Below are 2145 nucleotides of genomic sequence, written 5' to 3'. Positions count from 1 at the left end.
CATAGGGTATTGAAGGCATACCCGGGGAACTGAAACATCTAAGTACCCGGAGGAAGAGAAAGCAAACGCGATTCCCTGAGTAGCGGCGAGCGAAACGGGAACAGCCCAAACCGAAAGGCTTGCCTTTCGGGGTTGTAGGACACTCAACATGGAGTTACAAAGGAACGGGGTAGATGAAGCGGTCTGGAAAGGCCAGCCATAGAAGGTAACAGCCCTGTAGTTGAAACTTCGTTCCCTCCTGAGTGGATCCTGAGTACGGCCGGACACGTGAAATCCGGTCGGAAGCAGGGAGGACCATCTCCCAAGGCTAAATACTCCCTAGTGACCGATAGTGAACCAGTACCGTGAGGGAAAGGTGAAAAGCACCCCGGAAGGGGAGTGAAAGAGATCCTGAAACCGTGTGCCTACAAGTAGTCAGAGCCCGTTTATGGGTGATGGCGTGCCTTTTGTAGAATGAACCGGCGAGTTACGATTGCATGCGAGGTTAAGTTGATGAGACGGAGCCGCAGCGAAAGCGAGTCTTAAGTAGGGCGAAATAGTATGCAGTCGTAGACCCGAAACCAGGTGATCTACCCATGTCCAGGGTGAAGTCCAGGTAACACTGGATGGAGGCCCGAACCGACGCACGTTGAAAAGTGCGCGGATGAGGTGTGGGTAGCGGAGAAATTCCAATCGAACTTGGAGATAGCTGGTTCTCTCCGAAATAGCTTTAGGGCTAGCCTCACGAAGTTAGAGTCTTGGAGGTAGAGCACTGTTTGGACTAGGGGCCCCCATCGGGTTACCGAATTCAGACAAACTCCGAATGCCAAAGACTTATCCGTGGGAGTCAGACTGCGAGTGATAAGATCCGTAGTCAAAAGGGAAACAGCCCAGACCACCAGCTAAGGTCCCAAAGTATACGTTAAGTGGAAAAGGATGTGGAGTTGCTTAGACAACCAGGATGTTGGCTTAGAAGCAGCCACCATTTAAAGAGTGCGTAATAGCTCACTGGTCGAGTGACTCTGCGCCGAAAATGTACCGGGGCTAAACGTATCACCGAAGCTGTGGATTGACATCTTCGATGTCAGTGGTAGGAGAGCGTTCTAAGGGCGTTGAAGCTAGACCGTAAGGACTGGTGGAGCGCTTAGAAGTGAGAATGCCGGTATGAGTAGCGAAAGATGAGTGAGAATCTCATCCACCGTATGCCTAAGGTTTCCTGAGGAAGGCTCGTCCGCTCAGGGTTAGTCGGGACCTAAGCCGAGGCCGAAAGGCGTAGGCGATGGACAACAGGTTGATATTCCTGTACCACCTCTTTATCGTTTGAGTGATGGGGGGACGCAGGAGGATAGGGTAAGCGCACTGCTGGTTATGTGCGTCTAAGCAGTTAGGCTGGTGAATAGGAAAATCCGTTCACCGTAAGGCTCAAGCTGTGACAGCGAGGGAAATAGAGTACCGAAGTTCCTGATTCCACACTGCCAAGAAAAGCCTCTAGCGAGATAAAAGGTGCCCGTACCGCAAACCGACACAGGTAGGCGAGGAGAGAATCCTAAGGTGAGCGAGAGAACTCTCGTTAAGGAACTCGGCAAAATGACCCCGTAACTTCGGGAGAAGGGGTGCTTACTGGGGTGAATAGCCTCGGTAAGCCGCAGTGAATAGGCCCAGGCGACTGTTTAGCAAAAACACAGGTCTCTGCGAAGCCGCAAGGCGAAGTATAGGGGCTGACGCCTGCCCGGTGCTGGAAGGTTAAGAGGAGGGGTTAGCTGCAAAGCGAAGCTCTGAATCGAAGCCCCAGTAAACGGCGGCCGTAACTATAACGGTCCTAAGGTAGCGAAATTCCTTGTCGGGTAAGTTCCGACCCGCACGAAAGGCGTAACGATCTGGGCACTGTCTCAACGAGAGACTCGGTGAAATTATAGTACCTGTGAAGATGCAGGTTACCCGCGACAGGACGGAAAGACCCCATGGAGCTTTACTGTAGCCTGATATTGAATTTTGGTACAGCTTGTACAGGATAGGTAGGAGCCTGAGAAGCCGGAGCGCCAGCTTCGGTGGAGGCGTCGGTGGGATACTACCCTGGCTGTATTGAAATTCTAACCCGCATCCCTTATCGGGATGGGAGACAGTGTCAGGTGGGCAGTTTGACTGGGGCGGTCGCCTCCTAAAGAG

The 2145-nt window shown here is 52.5% G+C and carries 1 rRNA gene; it reads left to right on the top strand.

Features of this window, described 5'->3' with window-relative positions:
* Positions 1–2145: ribosomal RNA gene (locus tag ACY8D0_RS27985) — 23S ribosomal RNA — on the top strand; the annotation flags it as partial.

The sequence above is a fragment of the Neobacillus camarae genome (assembly GCF_054950115.1).
The sequence above is the reverse complement of the archived record's forward strand: the minus strand, read 5'-3'. Positions and strand labels throughout refer to the sequence as shown.